This is a genomic window from Listeria grandensis (assembly GCF_014322885.1).
In the GTDB taxonomy this organism is placed as follows: domain Bacteria; phylum Bacillota; class Bacilli; order Lactobacillales; family Listeriaceae; genus Listeria_A; species Listeria_A grandensis.
The window spans coordinates 348,735-372,053 of the sequence record NZ_JAASUG010000002.1 but is presented as its reverse complement, the minus strand read 5'-3'; the positions used below and the strand labels follow the sequence as shown (position 1 = coordinate 372,053).

Genomic DNA, 23,319 nt, shown 5'->3' with positions numbered 1-23,319 from the left:
AATACGATACATTTATAATAAACCCGAAGCGTCTACTGCGTCAAGTTAATCTTTAAAGCGGTTACATGATATTCCGTTTTTTTCAAAATTACAACCCATATCAGAGGCTAATTTTGGCGGGATATGTTAGAATGAAAAGGTGAAAGAAATCAAGGTTGGAGGAAAATACAAATGCCAACACCAAGCATGGAAGACTATATCGAGAAAATCTATTCATTGATTGAAAATAAAGGTTATGCTCGAGTATCAGATATTGCGGAGGAGCTTTTAGTGCATCCGTCTTCTGTTACAAAAATGGTTCAGAAGCTAGATAAGGATGAATATCTGGTCTATGAGAAATATCGCGGTTTAATTTTAACACCAAAGGGAAAGACGATTGGGAAACGCTTGTTAGAACGGCATGCGTTGCTGGAGAGCTTTCTTGGTATTATTGGTGTGGAAGAAACGCGCATTTATGAAGATGTGGAAGGAATTGAGCATCATTTAAGCTGGAACTCAATTGATCGGATTGGCGATGTTGTCCAGTTTTTTGAAGAGAATCCAGACGCACTTGCCAAGCTTCAAGGAATGCAGCATGTGACGCGGTACCCAGAAGAATAATTTTTTGTGAAAAGATTTCCTGTCGGTGCTGACGGCTTTTACGCGCAATTTTGTAGAAGGCTCTCAGGTAGTACGAAACCGGGTTTTTTCCGGTGCAACAAAAAGAAAGCCGTTACATTTGCAGGAGTTTTTTATAATGTTACATATTTGAAAGGGGAATGGAAATGGCAAACAAAGTTAAATCTGACATTGAGATCGCATCAGTAGCGGAAATCAAACCAATCACAGAGGTAGCAGAAAAAATTGGATTAAGTGTGGAGGAGTTGGAGTTGTTCGGCAAGTACAAGGCGAAGCTGAGCTACGACACGATCCATTCACTCGTGAACAAAGAAGATGGTAAATTGGTTTTGGTTACCGCGATTAACCCAACGCCTGCGGGTGAAGGAAAATCAACCGTAACGGTAGGGCTTGGAGATGCGCTTGCTAAACGCAAAAAAACGATGATCGCGCTTCGTGAACCATCGCTTGGGCCAACAATGGGGATTAAAGGCGGGGCAACTGGTGGTGGTTATGCCCAGGTTATCCCGATGGAAGATATAAATTTACATTTTACAGGTGATTTTCATGCGATAACGGCGGCAAATAATGCTTTGTCTGCGTTTATCGATAATCATATGCAACAGGGCAATGAGTTGCGTATTGACCAACGTCGTATTGTTTGGAAACGCGTGGTTGATTTGAATGATCGGGCACTTCGTAAGGTCATTGTTGGTCTCGGTGGACCGGTTCAAGGTGTGCCGCGTGAGGATGGTTTTGATATTACGGTAGCGTCCGAGATTATGGCGATTATTTGTTTAGCGAGTGACTTGAAAGATTTGAAGCATCGCTTGAGTGAAATCGTGATTGGCTATAACTATGATCGGGAGCCGGTGACGGTTGGTGAGATGGGCTATGAAGGTGCCTTGACATTGTTACTGAAAGAAGCGCTAAAACCAAATCTTGTGCAGACGCTGGAACATACACCGGCGATTGTGCATGGTGGACCTTTTGCGAATATTGCGCATGGTTGTAACAGTATTTCGGCAACCAAAACGGCTTTGAAGTTAGCGGATTATGTCGTGACCGAGGCCGGATTTGGTGCTGACCTTGGCGCGGAGAAATTCCTCGATATTAAGGTTCCAGCGCTTGATAAAGCACCAGATTGTGTGGTAATTGTCGCAACGATTCGGGCGCTGAAAATGCATGGTGGCGTGGCAAAAACCGAACTTGGTGCTGAAAATGTGAAGGCGCTAATTAAAGGCTTTGCTAACTTGCAAAAGCACGTGGATACGGTAACCCAATTCGGACTTCCTTATGTGATTGCGATTAATAAATTTATCACGGATACCGATGCTGAAGTGGCGCAATTAGAAGCGCTATGTAAAGAATATAATATCCCATTCTCTTTGACGGAAGTTTGGGAAAAAGGTGGAGCTGGTGGCGCTGAGCTTGCTGATAAAGTTATCGCGGCTGTAGAAAGCGGGCAAGCGAACTATAAGCGTATGTATGACGACGCGGATTCGATGGAAGAAAAATTAGAAGCGATTGTGACTAAAGTTTATGGCGGAAGTGGTATAGAACTGTCGAGTAAAGCACAGAAACAAATCGTTGAGTTCAAAAAATATGGTTGGGATCGCTATCCGATTTGCATGGCGAAGACGCAATACTCGTTAACGGATGATCCAACGATGCTTGGACGACCAACGGATTTCGTGATTCACATTCGCGAGTTTATACCAAAACTTGGTGCAGGATTTGTCGTTGCTTTGACGGGGGACGTGATGACAATGCCAGGACTTCCGAAGAAACCAGCGGCGCTCAACATGGATGTCGATGAAAAAGGAAATGCGATGGGATTATTCTAAAATGTATCATAGGCTGGGAGATCTGAATCTGGATTTCTCAGTCTCTTTTTTTTGAGGTAAATTCTTTGATTGCTTCCTTGCGCAAACTTCGTTAAAATAGAAGAGACTGATACGGAATGGATGGGAAGTAATGAAACAATTAAAAGTGGAAAATTTGACGAAGACATATGGCGAAAAAAGCCTTTTTGAAAATGTAACGTTTGCGATAACGGAAGGCGAACGGATTGGAGTTATTGGTGTTAATGGAACGGGTAAGTCGACGTTGCTCACGATTATTGCAGGCATGGAGGAAGGCGATAAAGGTGTGATTACGAAGGCGAAAGATTACACGATTGGTTTTCTTGCGCAAGATCCTGTTTTAGACGATGAACGTACGGTGCTCGAGGAAGTTTTCCAAGGGGAGACACGGGCGCTACAGGCGGTTCGCAAGTATGAACAGGTATTGCTTGAAATGGCGATAGATCCCGATGATACAAGGCTTCACGACCGTTTCACAGAGGCGCAACATGAGATGGACGCGACGAATGCGTGGGATGTGAACACGGATGCGAAGACCATTCTCGATCGTTTAGGAATTACAGATTTGACGGCAAAAGTGGGCGCTTTATCGGGTGGGCAGCGCAAGCGTGTCGGGCTTGCCAAAGTCATGATTGAAACGCCGGATTTACTAATCTTGGATGAGCCTACCAACCATCTTGATTTTACGTCGATTCGTTTTTTGGAAGATTACTTGAATCGGTTTCGTGGCGCGGTTTTGCTCGTCACGCATGATCGCTATTTCTTGGACCGGGTGACGAATCATATGTTGGAGATTGATCGTGGTACGGCGTATCGCTACGTGGGGAATTACGAGAAATTCATGGAATCCAAGGCTATTCGGATGGAAAATGAGATGCGTGAAGGTGAGAAGAACCGCAATTTATACGTGAAGGAGCTAGCTTGGATGCGTCGTGGGGCGAAGGCTCGTTCGACAAAGCAAAAAGCGCGTCAGGATCGGTTCGCAGATTTAGAGGGCAAAGTGAAGGCGAAGACAGACGATACGGAATTAGAGCTTGATTTCGCGACATCGCGTCTTGGAAAACAAGTTTTTACGCTGGATCATGTCGATAAACGTTTTGGTGAGAAGCACGTGTTGCAAGATTTCAGCTTGATTATTCAGCCAGGAGAACGGATTGGGATTACTGGGAATAACGGGACGGGGAAATCGACGCTACTAAATATGTTGGCAGGACGCGTGACGCCAGATGCTGGTGAAATTTTGACGGGGCAGACGGTTCGCATTGGTTATTATACGCAACAAAACGAAGAAATGGACCCAGATCAGCGCATGATTGCGTACTTGCAAGAAGCAAGTGAAACGGTGAAAACTTCGGACGGTGAAGTAGTGTCGGTTTCTAATATGTTGGAACGATTCTTATTTCCACCAATTACGCACGGCAAAAAAATCGCGAGTCTATCTGGTGGCGAGAAGCGTCGTTTGTTCCTGCTTAAAATTTTGATGGAGCGTCCGAATGTACTGATATTGGATGAGCCGACGAATGATTTGGACACGCAGACGCTTACGGTACTTGAAGATTATTTGGAGACGTTTAATGGTACGGTGATTACGGTCAGCCATGATCGCTACTTTTTAGATAAGATTGCTCGGAAATTGCTCGTGTTTACAGGAATCGGGCAAATTGAGACGTACCTTGGTGAATACAGCGATTTTCTGGCAGAATACGAGTCGAGAAAAGGCAAATCGAAAATGTTTGCAGCGGAAATCGAGCCGGAAGTCGTGGTCGAAAAGCCGAAAGAAAAAGTGAAGCACACGTTTGAAGAAAAGCGTGAATGGGCAGAGATTGAGGGCTTAATCGAAGCGCAGGAAGCGGGAATTACGAAACTGAATAAAGCGCTGGAAGTCGTAGGCGCGGATTTCACGAAAGCGAATGAGCTAAATAGTGCGCTCGTGGAAGCGGAGGCAGAACTGGAAAGATTGATGGAACGCTGGGAATATTTATCGCAGTTTGCGGATTAAGATAGAAATGGGGCACGTGTGATGAAACAATATCTGGATTTAGAGCGATTTGTGCTGGAGAACGGCACGCAAAAAGGAGACCGGACGGGGACTGGTACGATCAGTACATTTGGTTATCAAATGCGGTTTGATTTGGCGAAAGGTTTTCCAATCATGACGACAAAACGTGTTCCTTTTAAACTGGTCGTTAGTGAGTTGTTGTGGTTTTTACATGGGGACACGAATATTCGCTATTTGCTAGAGCATAACAATAATATTTGGAATGAGTGGGCATTTGAGCGTTGGGTGAAGAGCACGGATTATACTGGCCCAGACATGACGGATTTTGGATTGCGAGCGGAGTCTGATGCTGCGTTCAAGACGGTTTATTTGGATGAAATGGCGCGTTTTAAAGAGCGAATTTTGGCAGATGAGGTGTTTGCGAAGCAGTACGGAGAACTTGGGAACATTTATGGGAAGCAGTGGCGAGAATGGCGTACTTCTACGGGGCAAACGATGGATCAGTTGGCGGACTTAATCGAGATGATCCGAACGAATCCCAACTCGCGACGCTTGATCGTGTCGGCTTGGAATCCAGAAGATGTCCCAACGATGGCGTTACCACCGTGTCATACGCTATTTCAATTTTATGTGGCGGATGGGAAACTTAGTTGTCAGTTGTATCAACGCAGTGCTGATATTTTCCTGGGTGTTCCGTTCAACATTGCTTCTTATGCGCTACTGACACACTTGATTGCGCGTGAAACAGGCCTTGAGGTTGGTGAGTTTGTGCATACGATGGGGGACGCGCATTTGTACAATAATCATATCGAACAGGTGAAGGAGCAGTTGTCACGGATGCCTCGTACGTTGCCAAAGCTCATGTTGTCGGATAAACCGGTTTCGATTTTTGATTTTGATGTGGAGGATGTTACGCTAGAAGGCTATGATCCACATCCAGCGATTAAAGCGCCGATTTCAGTTTAAGGAGGATGACGATGTTAACTTTTATTTGGGCACAGGATAAGGACGGCTACATTGGTAAAGATAACACAATGCCTTGGCGCCTCCCAGCCGATTTGCAACATTTTAAAAAAGAGACAAATGGACATACTATTGTGATGGGCCGTAAAACTTATGAATCGATTGGAAAAGCATTGCCGAACCGAGAAAATCTCGTTTTGACTCGCGATCCAAACTATTCGTTGATGGATGCGAGCGTCGTGAATTCAAAAGAAGAAGTGCTAGAAATCGCGCATGGAAAAAATGTCTATATCACTGGTGGCGCTGAAATTTATCGATTGTTTCTAGCCGATGCCGATGCACTTGTGGTGACACATGTCGAGGCGCATTGTGGTGGAGACACGGTTTTTCCAGACTTGAATTGGCAGGACTGGCACCTCGTAAAGCGCGAGGATGGCATTCGCGACGAAAAAAATGATCTGGATTACTGGTATGGCTGGTATGAGAGAAGCAACAATGCGTGAGGAAAGGAAACAAAGCGTCTCTCTTTTTTTGCTTGGTATATTGTTCTTTTTGTCGCATATTCGGGTTTCTTATAAGTGTTATTTTGACAAGGGTGAGTTGATTTCATCCTTGTTTATTTCGGCTAACAACAGGTGGAATATTGTCCGAGATAGCTAATTACAAACTTTGAGTTATGTGTTAATTTAGAAGAGTATATATAGACTAATTATTTTGATGGCATCACGCAAAAAAATAGGGGGCTAGAATGAATGTTTTTTAAAAATACAAAATGGCGAGCTAGTGGTACGGTCTTGGCGTTATTGTGGCTTTGTTGGTTACTCTCTTTTTTAGACCGTATGGTGATTACAGTTGCGCTACCATACATAGCAGAAGATTTCAAATTGACTTCGACCCATCAAGGGCTTATTATTAGCACATTTTTCATGGGTTACGCTTTATTTCAAATTCCAGGTGGTATGCTTGCAGATCGGTTCGGTTTCCGCAAAATGACGAGTATTGCTGTCGGTTTTTGGTCATTATTTACAATGCTGACAGGCTTGATTGTGTACTATCCGTTGTTTTTGGGCGTGCGTTTCTTCTTCGGTCTTGGTGAGGCACCACTGCCTGGTTCTTCCTATAAGGCTATTGCGACATATTATCCAAAAAGATTGCGCGGACGAATGACGAGTATTCAATCGACAGTAAACACGATTGGGCCTGCATTTGCGAGTATTTTAGCGGCTTATTTTATTAGTGTTTTTGGCTGGAAGCATTTGTTTATTTTTTTAGCTATCCCAGGTTTTGTAATCGCCTTTTTATTTTATCGATTAGTGCGCGATAATCCAAAAGACAATCCACGTATGAGCGCCGAAGCACTGCAGGAGCTAGAAGATGATGAGCCAGAGATACAAACTGATAAAAAGAAAGCAAACATTTCGACCATTTTTAAAAATAGTTTAGTGTGGAAAGCTGGATTTGTATGGTTTTTCTTTGATTTAACATTTTGGGGCTTCACGTCTTGGCTACCGTCTTATTTGATGAATGAACGAGGCTTGAGCTTGCAGGCTACAGGGTTTTACAATGCCTTGCCGTACTTAGTCGGAACGGTGGCGATGTTGATCGGTGGGGCGATGTCTGATCGTTTTAAAGATCAGCGCCGTTTCATTTTTGCTGTCGCGATTTTTGCAGCAGCAGCCTCACTTGCTCTTATCATCAAAGTTCCATCGATGGAGCTAGCCTTGTTATTGCAATGCGTCACGGCACTGTTTCTCTTTTTATCACAAGGTATTTTTTGGGGAATCGTGGTTGACATTTTACCTACTAATCAAATGGCAACGGGTTCATCTGTCGTTAACTGCCTCGGCTCGATTGCAGGCGTTATTTCACCCATCGTTATTGGAAAGCTACTAGATATTTCAGGAGGCTCCTACGCGACGACATTCACATATTTAGCGATTTGTCTCGTGTTAGCCGGACTTATCGTTCCCACACTACGAACTAGGAAAGCTATGTAACGGGCATTCTTCCCCTTGGAAGGTGTCTTTTTTGTATTTATAAGGAGTGCATCTAACCAAATTGCGAAACTTACTTGAATGAAGAAGGGCTGAAGAGCGATACTTATAGTAGTAAGTGAATAATAGATGAAAAGGGGATATATGAATGAAAAAAAATTCGAAAAGTAGATTAAAAAAAGCAGTTGGAAGAGTGTTACTCTGTACGGGATTTTTCCTGATTATCTCAGGAGGTATAGATCAACATGTAATCGCTAAAACGCAAGAAAAGAAAGCGTATACTAAAAATATGAAGGCAGAAGTGTATATTCCAGATGAACAAATTCGCGATAATATCAGAGAAATACTATACCTGCAACCAGGAAGTCCGATAACACAAGAAGATATGATAAGACTGACAAGCTTTTCAGGAATATTTGCTGGTAAAAAGGTGAACTTAGAAGGGCTACAATATGCTGTTAATTTAACCAGTGTACACTTTCGATATGCGGAAATAGATGATTTTACACCACTACAAGGATTGAATAAATTAGCATCAATGACGATATGGAACAGTAGTAAAGTTAGCGATTTATCAGGTCTCCAAGACTTACCTGCCCTAAAAGAATTGATTATTGAAGAGGCGGGGCTTAATGATTTAACTGGTATAGGTGGTTTAACATCGTTAACAACAATAGAATTAAATGGTAATAACATTTCTGATTTGCGACCATTGTCCAACTTACCTAAGCTCAAGTCTTTAAATTTAAATGATAATAACATCAGTGATCTAACACCGCTACGTACCATTCCTTCACTAACTGAGCTAAAGTTAATGAATAATGAGCTTAAAAGTTTAACAGGATTAGAATTAAGTAATAAACTGGAAATTTTATTTGTACCAAATAATAAGATAACAGATTTAAAAGCTTTGGAAGACACAACCATGCTTCAAGAATTGCATGCCGGTAATAATGAGATCAGTAGTACTGTAGGTTTGGAGAAATCTAACAGAATCTTTCTTATTAGTTTATCGGCTAACAAGATTCAGGACGTATCTGGTTTGATAAACAAGCCGCGATTACGATACTTATACCTGGAGGAGAATGTGATTTCGGATATAGCACCACTTCATGAATTGCGGGGAGTATTAGATATTCGCCTCACAGATAATAATATTACGGATGTTAGCCCGTTGCGAGAAGTGACGGTTATGGAATCCTTAGTTTTAAATGGTAATAGAATTTCGGATATTAGTCCTTTGAAAGAAATGGGTGTACCACACTTACTTATACTAAATCAATCCATTCCACTTCATGCTAATTTAACAGACGGTCAGTCTAGCTGGACAGCGAAAAATCCTATAATTGGAAAACAAGGAGTGCCATTGATTCCAAATGCTATTTCTAATCTAGGAGTATACAATGAGCAGAGCAATGAAGTAACTTGGCAAGGCTTAATTCAAGAAACTGGAATTAGAACGTATAAATTTAGTGAGACGGATGGTATTTTATTTACCGGTACGGTTACATTGAATTACGAGAATGATATGCCATCTTATTTCGTTGCTAAACCATCAGCCTTTACTGTTGGGACCTCGACACATATAACAGGAACCTACAGCGGAGCCGAGGCAGTTAGAATGCTATTATTTGTAGATGGGCATTGGTATTATGATGCAGAGGTGGGCAACGGTAAATTTAGTATTCCAGCACAAGGGAGGATTAATTCAGATAGTAAACATGTAACTGTTGCCCTATACGATGCTTATGACAATACTACCGGAGCACAGCAAGTCCCGCTAAACCCAGCGAGTATTGTTCCAGATAGTGCATTGCAAGCGTACATCAAAAAGGAACTGAATTTAGGTAAGGAGGAACAGATTACAACCGATAACATCAAAAAATTAACCAAAATAGATTTAGAAGGCAAGCAAGTGAAGAGTATGGAAGGCTTACAATTTGCCACAAATGTAGAAAGCATTAATTTAAATGGCAATCAAATCGAATCTATCCCGCCATTAAAAAATTTGACGAAACTTACCTTCCTTAGTTTAGAAAATAACCAAGTGAAAAATGTATCAGGCTTGTCCGAGTGTCAATCACTTATCCTTGCATGCCTTAAAAATAATCAAATAAAGGATATAAAACCTCTCGCTACGTTATCTGATGACATGTGGATTCTAGATTTAACAAATAATAAGATTCAAGATGCGAACCCACTAGTTGGAGTAGCTGCGATAACTACCCTATTAGACAGAAATCAAATTAGTGATTTAAGTGGTTTTGCGGGTATTGTTCCGCCTTATGCGAGAAATCAAGTCATTACTTTACCAACCATGAAACTAACTGAAGATCGTTCGTTAAGTATTTCTAATCCAATAAAAAATAGCGCGACGTATTCGAGTAATATCGTTTCCCCCTTGACTATTTCTAATGGTGGGGTATACGATGTTGCAGGTAATAAAGTTAAGTGGGAAAAAATAAAAGAGGATGCAGGCGTTCTGGAGTGGACATTTGATTTCAGAGCGGACAGTTTATCGGGGATTGTAAAACAGCCGTATACGATAGAATAAGCAATATGTACCAAACAAAGACTGGTAAGGGAGCCTAATAATGGGTGGCTTCTTACCAGTCTTTGTTTGATATCCATATGAATGATGAAATAATAGATTCCAGTTAAATTTCCTCTGCTAATGTTTGTTCTTCCTGTTTTAATTCGCCGGTCGCTTTGCTCGTGACGATTCCTGCAACCATGCTATCACTTACGTTTAGCGCTGTACGGCCCATGTCAATCAGAGGTTCAATTGAAATCAAGACGCCAGCAAGACCAATCGGCAAGTTCAGCGTAGAAAGCACTATAATCGCGGCAAACGTTGCGCCACCGCCGACACCAGCCACACCAAACGAACTGATCGCAACAACAAGGACAACAGTTAAAATAAATTTCCAAGAAAGTGGATCAATACCCGCCGCAGGAGCAATCATAATCGCCAACATTGCTGGGTAAATTCCGGCACAACCGTTTTGCCCAATCGATAAACCAAACGATGCTGCAAAATTAGCAATCCCTTCAGGAACACCAAGTTTCTTTTGTGTATCAATGTTTAATGGAATGGCTCCAGCACTCGTTCTAGAGGTAAAGGCAAAGGTAAGTACTGGCAAGGCCTTTTTAATATAAGTTACTGGACTTGTGCCTGTAAATCCAACAATAACAAGATGAATAATAAACATGGCAATTAATGCTGCGTAGGAAGCAATAACGAAATTACCCAGTTTCAAAATGGCTGATGTATCGCTCAGTGCCACAGTACTTGTCATAATCGCGAAAACTCCATAAGGCGTGAGGCGCAAAATTAATTTCACGATGCGTAAAATAATCGCATAAATCGCGTCAACCCCTTTAGCAAAAACCGCGGCTTCCTCAGGTTGTTTTCGTTGAACACCAAGGAAAGCTGCGCCGATAAACGCTGCAAAAATAACGACAGCTACCGTTGAAGTGGCACGTGCGCCGGTAAAGTCAAGGAATGGATTGGCAGGCAGTAGCTCCACGATTTTTTGTGGGAAACTAAGGTCACTAATTCCTGCGAACTTATCCTGTAATTCTGTAGCTCGCGCTGCTTCTGTGGCACCTTGTGAAATATTGCTAGCATCCAAGTGGAATAGTAGGGCAGCACCAATACCGACAAAAGCCGAAATGGCCGCTGTGATGACAAGTGTACCAATAATCCACATCCCGACTTTAGCAATGTTCGTTTTTAACTGTAAGCGTGTAAAGGCTGTGACAATCGAAATAAAGATCAGCGGAATGGCAATCATTTGCAGTAGTTTCACATAACCACCACCGATAATACCAAGCCAATCGGTGGTTTGTTTCGTGACGTCTGATGCGGCCCCGTAAATAAATTGTAGAACAAATCCCGCGACAATTCCTATACCAAGCGCAAGCAACACACGTTTAGAAAATGAAACATGACGACGTTGTAAGAACATGAATAGAAAAATAATAAGTGCAGCAACAAGCAAATTAATGACTAAAAAAGTTGTATCCATCTAATAAAAATCCTCCCTTAAAATGTAGAATCATAAATGTTTATAATCCCGATAAGTTTTGTTGGTATTAGATTACATGGAAATGAAGGATTTGTCAAGAAGGCAAGCTCAAAGAAAAGACGCCCCAAAAAATGAGACGTCACGCGATAAAATTACACCTTCACTTTTTGCTGTTCTTCCAAAATCGAAGCCTGGGCGGCGGCAATACGCGCAATCGGAATTCGGTAAGGCGAGCATGATACATATTGCAATCCTAACTTATGGAAAAATTGAATGGAAGCAGGATCGCCCCCATGTTCTCCGCACACCCCCATTTTCAGCGATGGATTTGTCATACGACCACGCTGTACGGCAGTTGTCACAAGCGCACCGACGCCATTTTGATCAATCGATTGGAAAGGATCTATAGGCAAGATTTTCTGTTCTTGATACGCGTATAAGAACTTATTCACATCATCACGCGAGAAGCCGAACGTCAATTGTGTTAAATCATTCGTTCCAAAACTGAAAAACTGGGCTTCTTCAGCAATTTCATCGGCGGTTACACACGCACGCGGTATTTCAATCATCGTACCAATATCAAACGGTAACACAATTTGTTCTTTACGGAAAATGGTTTGGACGGCTTCTTTTAGTTGTTTTTTTATAATCGCAATTTCTTCTTTACTAGCAACGAGTGGTACCATAATCTCAGGGTAAACGGCAATGCCTTCGTCGTGAATGGCGATGGCGCTTTCGATGATAGCCTCGGCTTGCATCATGTAGATTTCCGGGAATGTAATCGCTAGGCGACAACCGCGATGACCAAGCATTGGGTTCGTTTCGGCTAAATCGTGCACGCGTTGTTTTATTTCAGCCAGAGGTTTGTCGATTTCTTGCGCTAATTTTGCGATATCAGCATCGGTTTTTGGTAAAAATTCATGAAGTGGTGGGTCAAGCAGGCGAATATTCACTGGTTTTCCGTCCGCAACGCGAAACATTCCAGCAAAATCAGCTTTTTGCATCTCTTTCAAATGCGAGAGAGCAAGCAGTCGCTCCTCTTTCGATTCAGCGATAATCATTTGCCGTACGTATGGCATCCGATCTTCTTGGAAAAACATATGCTCCGTACGGCACAGTCCAACCCCTTCAGCACCAAAATGAAGCCCTACTTCCAAATCATTTGGCGAATCTGCATTTACACGAACAACAAGTTTCTTGGTTTCATTTACCCAACACATCAGTTCCTCAAAATGACCACCAATTTCCGTATCAACCAGTGGAATTTGTCCCAAATAAATGTTTCCCGTCGCGCCATTTAAAGACAGGAAATCACCTTCATTTAGAGTGGCCGTCGCGCTTTGTAGTATTTTCTTCGACTCATCAATTGCGATAGCATCACACCCAGCCACACAACATTTGCCCATTCCACGTGCAACGACAGCCGCATGCGATGTCATGCCACCGTGTGCCGTCAAAATCGCGGTACTTTTCGCCATCCCCTCAATGTCTTCTGGTGATGTTTCATTCCGTACTAAAATCACTTTTTCGCCACGTTCAGCAGCACAAACAGCATCTTCCGCATGGAAATAAATTTGCCCAGTCGCAGCTCCTGGCGAGGCAGGAAGACCCGTTGCAAGCACCGAAGCACTGGCAAGACTAGTTTCATCAAAAGAAGGGTGGAGCAGTTGGTCAATTTGCGCTGTATCGATACGCATCACCGCATCTTCTTTTGAAATTTTACCTTCATGAACGAGGTCAACAGCAATATTAATCGCGGCTTGCGCAGTCCGCTTGCCGTTTCGTGTCTGCAATACGAACAGTTTCCCTTTTTCAATCGTAAATTCAATGTCTTGCATATCTAAATAATGTAGCTCTAGTAGGGCCGAGACATCAAGTAGTTGTTGATAGACAGTGGGCATCGTATCTTCTAAATGCGAAATTGGTTCCGGCGTCCGAATCCCAGCCACAACATCCTCTCCCTGCGCGTTTAATAAATATTCACCGAAGAACAAATTCTCGCCTGTCGACGGATTTCGCGTAAAGGCAATTCCCGTCCCACTCGCATCCCCAGTATTCCCAAACACCATGGACTGAATATTGACAGCGGTTCCAAGTTGATTATCAATCCGGTGCAATTTACGATAAACAGCAGCACGCGGATTTTCCCAAGAATCAAATACCGCCGTGATGGAGAGTTTGAGCTGTTCAAACGGATCTTGAGGAAACTCCCGTCCGGAAGCGGATACATAAAGTTCTTTATAGGTTGCGATTAATTCCTGCCAATCTGTGGCAGTTAGCTCTGTATCTAACGTATAATGTCTGCGCTCCTTCAAATCAGAAAGCTTCTGTTCAAAGCGATGGCTTGGAATTCGAAAGACAACATCGCCAAACATTTGAATAAAGCGACGGTAGCAATCGTAGCTAGAGCGAGCATCTTGCGTCACACGTTCCAGCCCTTGCACCGACTGATCGTTCAGCCCTAAATTAAGAATCGTGTCCATCATCCCTGGCATCGAAAAAGGCGCACCAGAGCGAACCGAAATCAGCAGTGGGTTATCCGCATCGCCGAATTTTTTTCCTGTTTCTTGTTCTAAAATTTCCATGTGTATCATCATTTCTTCATAAATGTCATCGGATAAGTATTGATGGTGCTCATTATAATCTTTGCAAGCCTCTGTCGTCATCGTAAAGCCTGGCGGAACAGGAAGGCCGATATTTGTCATTTCTGCTAAATTGGCGCCTTTTCCACCTAGTAGATACTTCATTTCCTTCGAACCTTCATTAAAATGATACACAAATTTTCTCAAAACGCTCACCTCTATTTTAGATTTTGTCAAAACAAGGGCTATTTTACTTTTTCGATAATCAGTGCGGCAGTTTCTTCAATAGCTTTATCTTCCACTTCAATAACACGACAACCGAGCTGTTTAAAAATCCGATAACCGTAGTCAAGTTCTTCTAAAATCCGATTTTCACTGGAATAACTGCTTGTTTCGTCTAGCCCAATCGATTTTAGGCGGACTTTACGGATAGCGGATAGCTTTTCGGGACTATTTGTTAGACCAATAATCCGATGTCTAGGAATTTGTGTTAACTCGGATGGAATCGGTACTTCCGGAACGAGAGGAACATTGGCGACTTTGTAATTCTGATTAGCAAGATAACTGCTGAGAGGGGTTTTACTTGTCCGCGAAATGCCAATTAAGACAATGTCGGCCTCCAGCAAGCCGCGTGGATCTTTGCAGTCATCATACTTTACGGCAAATTCAATCGCTGCAATCCGATCAAAATAATGCTGGTCAAGTCGGCGCATGTTGCCAGGATCTTCTTTTGATTTTTGGCCTGTCTTTTGTTCGATAGCTGCGGTTAAATTTGAGACGAGATCGATGCATGGCAGGCCGTATTGTTCGCAAAATGCACTAGCAGCAAGAGCTAATCTTTTTTGAACCAACGTCTGGACAACAATCGCGTCCGCCACTTTTGCTTCTTTTAAAATTTCAAACAGGGCCTCCTCGTCGCGAACAAAGGCATGGCGACGTATATCAGCACCACTTTCTAGTGAAAACTGAGCGGTCGATGCCCGAATGAGGTGTTGCGCTGTTTCTCCAATAGCATCTGAAATAACATAAATGATGACAGTAGACTTCATTTTTACCTCCAATTTATTCATTTTTAAATGTATCTACGAAAAGTTGAACTAATCGTGTTTTGGAAACTTTGCCAATCGCTTTTTTGCCATTGACAACCGGTAAGGAATCGATTTGATGTATCACGAGCTCTTGCGCGGCAAAGAGAGCGGAATCCGTCGGCGCAATCGTTCGAATATTGGGCATCCGTGTCATGATGGTTGCAATGGGTGTAGCCTTTTTATCGGTATCTGCAAGCGCGCCTTTTAGCAAATCTTTTCGGGATACGATACCAATTAGCTCTGTTGCCTCGATGACATACAAGCTACCAGTGTCCTCTAGAAAAAGGCTAACGATCGCGTCATGAATTGAGGTTTCCTTTGTGACGAATATAGGAGTCGTCATAATAGCATCGACTTTCAGTTGTCGTATGTCCTCATATATTGTCGGATTAAGTTCAAGTCCTGAATAAAAATAACCGACTTTCGGACGAGCATCTAAAATCCCTGTCATCGTTAAAATAGAGAGATCAGCGCGAATCGTAGCACGTGTTAACTGCAATGAGCGAGCGATTTGGTCACCTGTTGCTGGTTCATGCGCTTTCACAAATTCGATGATTTTGAGTTGTCTTGTTGAGAGTTTTATTTCGGTCACCTCATTTCGATATAGGATATGCTGTTCATTATATAGTATGACATAATAGAATGCAAATGATTAATGTGTCATACTATATGAAGGGGAGTAGGACAGCCTTCGCTGCTTTTAGAACCTCGTTTCGCTATCATAATTAACAAGAAAAAAACGCCCCTCAAAAAGGACGCCTTTCCCCATTATACATAAAACAAAATACAGAAATACATAAACCCAGTTCCGGCAATCACAAACAAATGCCAAATGGCGTGCATGTAAGGGACTTTTGGGATACTGTAAAAGACAGCGCCGACAGTGAACATAATACCACCGGTTACTAACATCCAGAATCCGACTGGCTCTAGTGTCTGATAGAGCGGCTTAATCGCGATCATCACGAGCCAACCCATCAATAAGTAAAACAGTGTCGAAATGAGTTTCCATTTTCCGAGCAAGAAGCATTTATAGACGATTCCTGCGGCAGCAAGCCCCCATATCACACCGAACAATGTCCAGCCAAGTGATCCTTGCAATGTGATTAAAACGAGGGGCGTGTAGGAACCGGCAATCAATACATAAATCGCGACATGATCTAAAATGTTAAAGAGATCCTTCGCTTTTCCTGGCTTAAAACTGTGTAGCATTGTTGAACAAAAATAGAGTAATACGAGTGAGATACCATAGATTAAAAAACTAATTAAATAGATCGGATTGTCGCGCTGCACTGCAAAAATAATGAGCATAACAAGCGCTGGAATACTGAGCAAAAATCCGATGCCATGCGTCACTGCGTTAGCGATTTCTTCTTTCCAATTGTACGTTTCATGCATGTTTTATCACCAAACTTTTCTGAAAAATTAAATTTTCTATTCATGTTCTTATCATACGCTCTTTTTGTACAAATAGAAAGTGATTTAACAAACACAAAGTTTAAGATAATGTAAAGAATTGGAGTAATGCTGAAATCTAGGTACAACTTCCGCCGGATATTTAGCTATTAGAATAGTACTATTACGCTTTTCTTGCTATAATGGAAAAAAGAATACTAGAATTGGATGTGGAAATAATGACAAAAATCAAAATTGTGACAGATTCTACTGCCGGATTAACGCCCGAAGAAGTGGCGAAATATAACATTCATATTCTACCGCTGACCGTTGAAATTGATGGACAGACTTACGATGCAACGGAAATCGAGCCAGCCGACTTTATGGGAAAAATGGCAGCTTCTAAACAGCTTCCTAAATCATCACAGCCAGCGATCGGTAATTTTGTAGCTTTATTTGAAGCGTTGACGGCGGATGGTAGCGAAGTTTTAGCGATTCATTTGACAGAAAAGTTGAGCGGCACTGTCTTAACAGCGCAACAAGCGGCTGATATGGTGGATGGTAAGGTGACTGTGATCGATTCGGAATACATCGCACGAGCGCTAGCTTTCCAAGTGATCGAAGCGGCAAAAATGGCACAAGACGAAACCAACACTGTCGACGATATTTTGACAAAAATCTCAACTATTCGCGCTAAAACAAAACTTTATATTTGTGTCGTGACACTTGAGAACTTGATCAAAGGTGGTCGCGTCGGCAAAATGCAAGGCATTATCGGCAGTCTTTTAAACATCAAATTGATTGCGAAATTACAAGATGGTGCGCTCATAGAAGAGGCAAAAATTCGTAGCAAGAAACAAACAATGAATTATTTAGTGGATTTGCTAAAAGCAGAAACGAAAAAAGTGAAAGAATTAAATGTTGTACACGCCAATGGTTTACAGATGGCGGAAGAGATCAGAGCACACGCGAAAGAAATTTTCCATTTGTCGGAAGTCAAGTTGTTAAATGCCGATTCGGTTATTTCAACACACGCTGGAAATGGCGCGGTTGCAATGATTTATTATACAGAGTAGGTTAGGTGAAGACATGTGAATAAGAAAAAATATTGGCTTGCGGGGATCGCTATCATCATCCTCGCGGCCATTCTTACCTTTTATTTTATCCAAAAAGAGCAGGAGCGAAAAAGAGAAGAAGCACGTGTTGCGGTGAATCTAGTCGCAATGGGTGATTCTTTAACAGAAGGTTCTGGCGATGAGGAAAAAAATGGCGGTTATGTGGGCATCGTGGCGGATAAGCTTGAGAAGCGGGACGATGTGAAGCGTGTGACGACGGAAAACTATGGTGTCGGCGGTAACCGGATCGATCAGTTGATGAAGCGACTGGATACACAGCCTGAATTTCGTCAAGATGTGAAAGAAGCCAACGCGATTTCGATCACGATTGGTGGAAATGATGTGATGAAAATCGTCCGTGCCAAGCTATTGGACGCGAAAAAGAAAGATTTCACGAAGGCGAATCAGACGTTTGATACGAACTTAGAGAAGCTGTTGTCAGACATTCGTGATTTGAATGCGTTGGCGCCGATCTATGTTTTCGGTATTTACAATCCGTATACGACGTATTTTAGTGAGATGAAAGTGTTTGACGAAATTATCGCTGAGTGGAATGCTTCGACGAAAGAGATACTAGCAGATACCCCTGATACGTATTTCATTTCGGTGAACAAGCAGCTAGAAGAGCGCGCCACAACTAAGGTTGGTAAAGCGAATCCGAATCTTGCGGGTGACATGTTTCATCCCAATCATAGCGGCTATGAAAAAATGGCGAATGCTTTGTACAGCAAAATGGTAACATCGATTCAAGATGGAAATTTAAAATAGAGAAGGTGACGGCTGTTGAGATCAAATGGGAAACAAATCAATTACTGGAAATGGGCGTTTCTGACTTTTGTCGGGGTATTGGTACTCTGTTTTGGTTGGATTTATATGTCGATTTTCTGGTTTTCACCAAATGTTCCGGAAGATGCGGGGCGTTTAGTGAGTACGAAGGATATGGTGGAATTCCAAACATCGACGAATAAAGCCGATTTGAATAAATTGATGGCGCATTATTTGCAGGAATTTCAAAAAGAGCAAGATGCAGATATCGCCTATGATGTTTATTTAGCGGATGATGTTGTTTTTAAAGCGGAGGCGCATTTTTTAGGGCAGCCAGTAGATATTAGTATTAATTTCTCGCCGACGTTGCGAAAAGATGGTGTGATTGTCTTGCAACAGGTGGATATGAGAGTTGGTGCATTACCGCTTCCGGTTTCTTATGTGATGCAATACGTGAAAAGTCAGTTTGAACTACCGAATTGGGTGACGATTTCACCTAAAAAGGAGAAAATCTATTTAGATGTGAACAAGTTGAAGCTAAAAGGTGGCATGCGAGTTCGTGTAGATGCGCTTGATTTGAAGAAAGATGATATTTCGTTTACACTGTTAGTACCAACGGAATAAGATGGGGAGGTAAGACGATGAGTGAGAAGGCAATTTTTGCAGGTGGTTGTTTTTGGTGTATGATAAAGCCCTTTGATACGCAACCGGGGATTGAAAGTGTGGTCGCAGGATATACGGGTGGTCATACGGTGAATCCGACGTATAAAGAGGTTTGTAGTGAGACGACGGGGCATACAGAGGCGGTTGAGATTACGTTTGATCCAGCTGTTTTCCCGTATGAGAAATTGGTCGAAGTTTATTGGCAACAGACGGACCCAACAGATGCGGGCGGCCAGTTTGTAGATCGCGGTTCGTCCTATCGCCCAGTCATTTTTTATACATCGGAGGAGCAACGGGTGGTTGCGGAGAAGTCGAAGGCAGACTTGGATGCGAGCGGTCGCTTCAAACGCCCTGTTGTGACGGAAATCGAGAAGGCTGGTCCATTTTATGTGGCAGAGGAATACCATCAAGATTTCTATAAGAAGGATCCGAATCACTATAAGAATTATCGTAGTCACTCGGGACGCGATCCATTCATCGATGCTAATTGGAAAGGGTGATCTGCCATGAATCAAGAGGAAAAAGCGAAACGATTGAAGGAACTGGATGATTTGCAATATCAAGTGACGCAGGAAAAAGGAACGGAGCGCCCGTTTGATAATGAGTTTTGGGATAATAATCAGCCGGGAATTTACGTGGATATCGTTTCTGGGAAGCCGTTATTTTCATCGCTAGATCAATATGATGCGGGATGTGGTTGGCCGAGTTTTACGAAGCCGATAGATCCACTTGAAGTACTCGAAAAGCGTGATTTATCACACGGCATGATCCGGACGGAGGTGCGGTCGGTGGATGCTGATTCGCATTTAGGACATATTTTTCCGGATGGGCCGCGAGCTTCTGGGGGGATGCGTTATTGCATTAATTCGGCGGCGCTCCGATTTATTCCGAAAGATGCGCTTGAAAAAGAAGGTTATGGCGAGTATTTACCGTTTTTCGTATAGCGATATGCATTTTTGATGGTGATTACGGCCAAATATTGAATACCCTTACTATATTATGATAGAATTAGTAGGGGTATTGATTTAAAAGTTTCTTAGCTAGGAGGAATGGGAATGCAAAAAGTTGCGGTACTTGGTTTAGGTGGAATTGCGCAGAAGGCATATTTGCCAGTTTTTGCGCATTTAGATAACGTGGAAGTGCATCTGTTTACGAGGGATGCGCAAAAGTTGAAGGCAATAAGCGAGAAATATCGGTTCCATAATACGCATTCTTCGATTGATTCGATGATTCGTGCGCAGGTGGATGTCGCGTTTGTACATACATCAACCGCAAGTCATCCAGAGATTGTTCGGGCGTTTTTAGAGGCTGGAATTCCAGTGTATGTGGACAAGCCGGTTGCGGATAATTATGAGGTGACGAAGGAATTGATGGAGCTTGCTGAGGCAAAAAATACATTGTTGATGGTTGGGTTTAATCGTCGTTTTGCACCTCGGTACGCGATGTTGGCGGAGAAAACGGATACGAATATGATCTTGATGCAAAAGCATCGTAAGGCTCAGGCAAGCGATCCGCGAGTATTTATCTTTGATGATTTTATTCATGTGGTGGATACGGTGCTATATTTATTGGATGCACCAGTTGAGCAGATGACGGTTTTCCCAACGATGAACGGGGAGTTGTTATCGGCGATTACCGTGCAATTTGTGGCAAATGGCCGGACGGCAACAGCGATCATGAACCGAGAAAGTGGGACGAGTGAGGAGCGTTTGACGATCTTCACACCGGAGGCGAAATGGGAAGTGGAACACGTGACGGAGTTGCATATGTATGAAGGGACGGGTCATTCCATCATGCGTTTTGGTGACTGGGAGACAACGCTTTATAAACGTGGTTTTGAGCCGATTATTACGACCTTTTTGGATGCGGTACGTGAAGGAAAGACGGAACCTGTTTCGAAAAAATCAGCGCTTGAAACGCATCGGATTTGTGAAGAGATTTTGCAATATGTGGAGCGTTGACAAAAGAGAGGAATGGACAGCTTGGGACGATCGTTTTATCACTATTTAATGACTTACCGCGATACGATTAAACGTGATGCGGCGACGAAATTTGCGGATGATGCTTTTAAAGATCATAGCTTTCCTAAACAGTCTACCGATTATTATGAGTTGTGTGAGTATTTGGAGTTGAACGCTTCTTATATTCCGAGCATGACCTTATTCGATGATGTATGGAGTAATTATATTTTGGATGAAGAAAAGAATGGGGGACGTTAAGTATGAGTATTCATATTGAGGCGAAACAAGGCGAGATTGCAGAAACGATTCTTTTACCAGGGGATCCGTTGCGTGCGAAATATATTGCGGAGACTTTTTTGGAGGATGTTAGTTGTTTTAATCAGGTTCGCAATATGTTTGGGTACACGGGGACATATAAAGGCAAGCGAGTATCGGTGATGGGAACAGGTATGGGGATTCCATCGATTTCGATTTATGTGAACGAGCTGATTCAAAGTTATGATGTGAAGCATTTGATTCGTGTTGGTACGATGGGTGCAATTCAAAAAGACGTGAAGGTTCGCGATGTCGTGATTGCACAAGCGGCTTCGACGGATTCACAAATTAATCGCAATACGTTTGCTGGTGTTGATTTTGCGCCGGTTGCGGATTTTGAACTGTTGAAAAATGCGTATGATGCTGGGCTTGAAAAAGGTCTAACGATGCGTGTTGGGAATGTTTTTTCATCGGATCGTTTTTATAATGAACAGTTAGATAAACAACAATTAGCAGATCATGGTGTGCTTGGTATCGAGATGGAAGCGGCGGCGCTGTATACGATTGCTCAGAAATTTGGACGTAAGGCATTGGCGATTTTGACGGTGAGTGATCACATTTTTACTGGGGAAGAAACAACGGCAGAGGAGCGTCAAACGACTTTTAACGATATGATTGTTGTTGCGTTAGAATCTACGTTGAAGTAGGGAGAATCTAACGAAGGAAGGTAACAAAACAAGATGATGCATTTTATTTCATTCATGATAGCGCTGAGTTTGGCGGGTTTTAACACGTCAGCGGATTATTTGGCGGGAAACATTGAGAAGCCAGCCGCGGAGACAGAAACGGCGACAACAAAAGCAGGAACGGAAGACGAAACGGGGACAAAACCCGAAAAAGAAGCAGAAGCGGGAAGTGAAGATTATCAAAATGATCCGCTTTATCCGTATATTGCCCAGCAGAATAAGTTAGTGGAAAAAGATGGCGTTCAGTATATTACGAATCCTGAAAATATACTGGTGCTTGCGAATAAGAAGTATTCTTTGCAATCGACGTATTCGCCGCCTGATTTGGTTCGTCCTAATGTGACCTTCTCGTTTGGTGATGAGCAGGTGGAAAAAGCGCAGATGCGTAAGGAAGCGGGCTCGCAGTTAGAGGCGATGTTTGCGGCGGCAAAACAAGATAATTTAACGCTGTATGCTGTTTCTGGATACCGTTCGTATCAACGTCAACAGGAGGTTTTTAGCGCGGAAGTTGCGGCGAAGGGGGAGTCCAAAGCGAAAGAAGCTGTGGCTGTTCCGGGAATGAGCGAACATCAGACGGGTCTTGCGATGGATATTTCGTCGCGTGATCAAGGGTTTAATCTGACGGAGGCTTTTGGTGAGACGCCTGAAGGACAATGGTTACAGAAAAACGCGCATAATTACGGTTTTATTTTGCGGTATATGAAGGGCAAGGAAGCTGTAACGCAGTATCAATATGAATCTTGGCATTATCGCTATGTTGGGAAGGATGCGGCGACGATTATTTATGAGAATGATTGGACGCTGGAGGAATTTTTCCAACATGTGCAGGCATTGCAGAAGAAAATTGATGGTGGAACGGCGAAATAAGATTGGGGAATCCTCACATGATGTGGGGGTTCTTTTTTTGTGGTTAGAAACAAGGGATTTGACTTATATACCCCCTATAGGTATAATGAGGTTATAAAGTGGAGTGAGGGAGTGTTGGAAATGACGCATGATAAACCGATTGTACCGCGTTCTAATGAGGATACGAAGCAGGTGTTGAATCGTTTGCGGCGCGTGGAAGGGCAAGTTCGTGGGATACAGCAGATGGTGGAGGAAGATCGTTACTGTGTCGATATTTTAGTGCAGATTTCGGCGGCTAATTCCGCGCTTAAGAAGGTTGGATTGCAGGTATTGGAGCATCACGCGAAGCATTGTGTGGTGGACGCAGCGCAAAATGGTGAGTCGGATGAGGTAATGGAGGAGTTATTGAAAGTGATACGGCAGTTTTCGAAAACGTAATAGGTGAGGGGGTATT

The 23,319-nt window shown here is 42.8% G+C and carries 22 protein-coding genes; 17 read left to right on the top strand and 5 right to left on the bottom strand.

The annotated features are described in order from the left end of the window. The first annotated feature begins 171 nt into the window (after positions 1 to 171). The 7 genes from mntR (at position 172) to HCJ54_RS04325 (ending at position 9,972) form a co-directional block, all read left to right on the top strand. Positions 172 to 600 carry a transcriptional regulator MntR gene (gene mntR, locus HCJ54_RS04355; protein WP_036064465.1) on the top strand — a complete coding sequence of 143 codons (429 nt, stop codon included), beginning with the start codon at positions 172 to 174 and terminating at the stop codon, positions 598 to 600. Positions 601 to 764: 164 nt separating this feature from the next. Beyond that, positions 765 to 2,444: a formate--tetrahydrofolate ligase gene (locus tag HCJ54_RS04350; protein WP_185408922.1), complete on the top strand. Its 1,680-nt coding sequence runs from the start codon at positions 765 to 767 to the stop codon at positions 2,442 to 2,444. A 130-nt stretch (positions 2,445 to 2,574) separates the two neighbouring features. Beyond that, the gene (locus HCJ54_RS04345) at positions 2,575 to 4,461 is read left to right on the top strand and encodes an ABC-F family ATP-binding cassette domain-containing protein (protein ID WP_036064468.1); all 1,887 of its coding nucleotides are present in this window, start codon (positions 2,575 to 2,577) and stop codon (positions 4,459 to 4,461) included. 21 nt (positions 4,462 to 4,482) lie between these two features. Next, positions 4,483 to 5,427, top strand: coding sequence for a thymidylate synthase (locus tag HCJ54_RS04340; RefSeq protein WP_185525503.1), 945 nt, complete (start codon positions 4,483 to 4,485; stop codon positions 5,425 to 5,427). 11 nt (positions 5,428 to 5,438) lie between these two features. Continuing rightward, entirely contained in the window at positions 5,439 to 5,927 is a 489-nt protein-coding gene (locus HCJ54_RS04335; RefSeq protein ID WP_185525502.1) for a dihydrofolate reductase, read from the top strand. A gap of 249 nt (positions 5,928 to 6,176) precedes the next feature. After that, on the top strand, positions 6,177 to 7,421 hold the full coding sequence (locus tag HCJ54_RS04330; protein WP_187136756.1) for an MFS transporter: 1,245 nt from the start codon (positions 6,177 to 6,179) through the stop codon (positions 7,419 to 7,421). Between the two features lie 145 nt (positions 7,422 to 7,566). Then, positions 7,567 to 9,972: a leucine-rich repeat domain-containing protein gene (locus tag HCJ54_RS04325; RefSeq protein ID WP_187136755.1), complete on the top strand. Its 2,406-nt coding sequence runs from the start codon at positions 7,567 to 7,569 to the stop codon at positions 9,970 to 9,972. Positions 9,973 to 10,075: 103 nt separating this feature from the next. Here the strand turns inward: HCJ54_RS04325 and HCJ54_RS04320 are convergent, their stop codons facing one another. From HCJ54_RS04320 to trhA, 5 genes are all read right to left on the bottom strand, one after another. Then, entirely contained in the window at positions 10,076 to 11,449 is a 1,374-nt protein-coding gene (locus HCJ54_RS04320) for an L-cystine transporter (protein WP_187136754.1), read from the bottom strand. 152 nt (positions 11,450 to 11,601) lie between these two features. Continuing rightward, positions 11,602 to 14,238, bottom strand: a complete 2,637-nt coding sequence (ppdK, locus tag HCJ54_RS04315; protein ID WP_187136753.1) for a pyruvate, phosphate dikinase — start codon at positions 14,236 to 14,238, stop codon at positions 11,602 to 11,604. 38 nt (positions 14,239 to 14,276) lie between these two features. Continuing rightward, the gene (locus HCJ54_RS04310; protein WP_187136752.1) at positions 14,277 to 15,080 is read right to left on the bottom strand and encodes a pyruvate, water dikinase regulatory protein; all 804 of its coding nucleotides are present in this window, start codon (positions 15,078 to 15,080) and stop codon (positions 14,277 to 14,279) included. A gap of 13 nt (positions 15,081 to 15,093) precedes the next feature. Next, entirely contained in the window at positions 15,094 to 15,711 is a 618-nt protein-coding gene (ccpN, locus tag HCJ54_RS04305) for a transcriptional regulator CcpN (RefSeq protein ID WP_149023949.1), read from the bottom strand. 176 nt (positions 15,712 to 15,887) lie between these two features. Further along, on the bottom strand, positions 15,888 to 16,517 hold the full coding sequence (gene trhA / locus HCJ54_RS04300; RefSeq protein WP_185408912.1) for a PAQR family membrane homeostasis protein TrhA: 630 nt from the start codon (positions 16,515 to 16,517) through the stop codon (positions 15,888 to 15,890). Between the two features lie 236 nt (positions 16,518 to 16,753). On the opposite strand from trhA, the gene HCJ54_RS04295 reads away from it, so the two are divergent. From HCJ54_RS04295 to HCJ54_RS04250, 10 genes are all read left to right on the top strand, one after another. Then, positions 16,754 to 17,590 (top strand): DegV family protein, encoded by an 837-nt coding sequence (locus HCJ54_RS04295; protein WP_185408911.1) that lies wholly within the window; start codon positions 16,754 to 16,756, stop codon positions 17,588 to 17,590. A gap of 15 nt (positions 17,591 to 17,605) precedes the next feature. Further along, positions 17,606 to 18,397, top strand: a complete 792-nt coding sequence (locus tag HCJ54_RS04290; protein ID WP_185525496.1) for an SGNH/GDSL hydrolase family protein — start codon at positions 17,606 to 17,608, stop codon at positions 18,395 to 18,397. Between the two features lie 15 nt (positions 18,398 to 18,412). Continuing rightward, entirely contained in the window at positions 18,413 to 19,018 is a 606-nt protein-coding gene (locus HCJ54_RS04285; RefSeq protein ID WP_244966892.1) for a YpmS family protein, read from the top strand. Positions 19,019 to 19,035: 17 nt separating this feature from the next. Beyond that, complete coding sequence (gene msrA, locus HCJ54_RS04280) at positions 19,036 to 19,557, top strand: peptide-methionine (S)-S-oxide reductase MsrA (RefSeq protein WP_036064484.1); 522 nt, start codon at positions 19,036 to 19,038, stop codon at positions 19,555 to 19,557. 6 nt (positions 19,558 to 19,563) lie between these two features. After that, a complete protein-coding gene (gene msrB, locus HCJ54_RS04275) occupies positions 19,564 to 20,001 on the top strand; it encodes a peptide-methionine (R)-S-oxide reductase MsrB (RefSeq protein WP_185408909.1) in 438 nt (145 codons plus the stop codon). A gap of 111 nt (positions 20,002 to 20,112) precedes the next feature. Continuing rightward, a complete protein-coding gene (locus tag HCJ54_RS04270; protein WP_187136751.1) occupies positions 20,113 to 21,018 on the top strand; it encodes a Gfo/Idh/MocA family protein in 906 nt (301 codons plus the stop codon). 21 nt (positions 21,019 to 21,039) lie between these two features. Beyond that, entirely contained in the window at positions 21,040 to 21,276 is a 237-nt protein-coding gene (locus tag HCJ54_RS04265) for a YozE family protein (protein ID WP_187136750.1), read from the top strand. Between the two features lie 2 nt (positions 21,277 to 21,278). After that, the gene (gene deoD / locus HCJ54_RS04260; protein WP_036064494.1) at positions 21,279 to 21,980 is read left to right on the top strand and encodes a purine-nucleoside phosphorylase; all 702 of its coding nucleotides are present in this window, start codon (positions 21,279 to 21,281) and stop codon (positions 21,978 to 21,980) included. A gap of 33 nt (positions 21,981 to 22,013) precedes the next feature. Next, a complete protein-coding gene (locus HCJ54_RS04255; RefSeq protein ID WP_187136749.1) occupies positions 22,014 to 22,886 on the top strand; it encodes a D-alanyl-D-alanine carboxypeptidase family protein in 873 nt (290 codons plus the stop codon). A 120-nt stretch (positions 22,887 to 23,006) separates the two neighbouring features. Beyond that, positions 23,007 to 23,303: a metal-sensing transcriptional repressor gene (locus HCJ54_RS04250; protein WP_036064499.1), complete on the top strand. Its 297-nt coding sequence runs from the start codon at positions 23,007 to 23,009 to the stop codon at positions 23,301 to 23,303. The last annotated feature ends 16 nt before the right edge of the window (positions 23,304 to 23,319 follow it).

Bases quoted from the DNA above. Each gene is read 5' to 3' on its own strand.
- trhA (WP_185408912.1), bottom strand. From the start codon at position 16,517: ATGCATGAAACGTACAATTGGAAAGAAGAAATCGCTAACGCAGTGACG.
- msrA (WP_036064484.1), top strand. From the start codon at position 19,036: ATGAGTGAGAAGGCAATTTTTGCAGGTGGTTGTTTTTGGTGTATGATA.
- msrB (WP_185408909.1), top strand. From the start codon at position 19,564: ATGAATCAAGAGGAAAAAGCGAAACGATTGAAGGAACTGGATGATTTG.
- HCJ54_RS04250 (WP_036064499.1), top strand. From the start codon at position 23,007: ATGACGCATGATAAACCGATTGTACCGCGTTCTAATGAGGATACGAAG.
- mntR (WP_036064465.1), top strand. From the start codon at position 172: ATGCCAACACCAAGCATGGAAGACTATATCGAGAAAATCTATTCATTG.
- HCJ54_RS04350 (WP_185408922.1), top strand. From the start codon at position 765: ATGGCAAACAAAGTTAAATCTGACATTGAGATCGCATCAGTAGCGGAA.
- HCJ54_RS04335 (WP_185525502.1), top strand. From the start codon at position 5,439: ATGTTAACTTTTATTTGGGCACAGGATAAGGACGGCTACATTGGTAAA.
- HCJ54_RS04345 (WP_036064468.1), top strand. From the start codon at position 2,575: ATGAAACAATTAAAAGTGGAAAATTTGACGAAGACATATGGCGAAAAA.
- HCJ54_RS04270 (WP_187136751.1), top strand. From the start codon at position 20,113: ATGCAAAAAGTTGCGGTACTTGGTTTAGGTGGAATTGCGCAGAAGGCA.
- deoD (WP_036064494.1), top strand. From the start codon at position 21,279: ATGAGTATTCATATTGAGGCGAAACAAGGCGAGATTGCAGAAACGATT.
- HCJ54_RS04295 (WP_185408911.1), top strand. From the start codon at position 16,754: ATGACAAAAATCAAAATTGTGACAGATTCTACTGCCGGATTAACGCCC.
- HCJ54_RS04255 (WP_187136749.1), top strand. From the start codon at position 22,014: ATGATGCATTTTATTTCATTCATGATAGCGCTGAGTTTGGCGGGTTTT.
- HCJ54_RS04310 (WP_187136752.1), bottom strand. From the start codon at position 15,080: ATGAAGTCTACTGTCATCATTTATGTTATTTCAGATGCTATTGGAGAA.
- HCJ54_RS04325 (WP_187136755.1), top strand. From the start codon at position 7,567: ATGAAAAAAAATTCGAAAAGTAGATTAAAAAAAGCAGTTGGAAGAGTG.
- HCJ54_RS04330 (WP_187136756.1), top strand. From the start codon at position 6,177: ATGTTTTTTAAAAATACAAAATGGCGAGCTAGTGGTACGGTCTTGGCG.
- HCJ54_RS04340 (WP_185525503.1), top strand. From the start codon at position 4,483: ATGAAACAATATCTGGATTTAGAGCGATTTGTGCTGGAGAACGGCACG.
- HCJ54_RS04320 (WP_187136754.1), bottom strand. From the start codon at position 11,449: ATGGATACAACTTTTTTAGTCATTAATTTGCTTGTTGCTGCACTTATT.